1 protein-coding gene is annotated in these 515 nt (G+C 69.7%); it reads left to right on the plus strand.

Annotation, left to right across the window (positions count from 1 at the left end; genetic code table 11):
- Nucleotides 1-65 precede the first annotated feature (65 nt).
- Nucleotides 66-515, plus strand: a 450-nt coding sequence (locus AC0KUR_RS38165; RefSeq protein WP_473377428.1) for an extracellular solute-binding protein, incomplete at its 3' end; no start/stop codon positions are given.

The raw sequence follows: 515 nt of genomic DNA on the forward strand, positions 1-515 counted from the left end.
GTAACGGCATCGCGACGCCACGCCCCATTTCCCCGGCCCGCCCGGATGCAACTCACGACGACGACATGAACACTTTTCCCGTTAGCCGCCCGCTGCGGCACCTGATCGCCGCGACCGCCGCCGCGCTGATGCTGACCGGCGCGCTGCACGCCACGCGCGCGCACGCCGCGACGCTCACGCTGTACAACGCGCAGCACGAGCAGGTCGTCAACCAGCTCGTCAAGGACTTCGAGGCACAAAGCGGCATCACCGTGAAGGTGCGCTCGGGCGAAGGCCCGGCGCTCGCCGCGCAGATCGTCGCGGAAGGCGACCGCACGCCGGCCGACGTGTACTTCACCGAGAACTCGCCGGAACTCGTGCTGCTCGACCGCAAGGGCCTGCTCGCGAAGACCGACGGCGCGACGCTGCAGGCGGTCCCCGCCCGCTTCAACCCGGCCGACGGCAACTGGGTCGGCGTGCTCGCGCGCGAGAACGTGCTCGTCTACAACACCGCGAAACTCCAGCCGCAGCAACTG

It is taken from the genome of Burkholderia sp. YHN3-13, assembly GCF_055810675.1.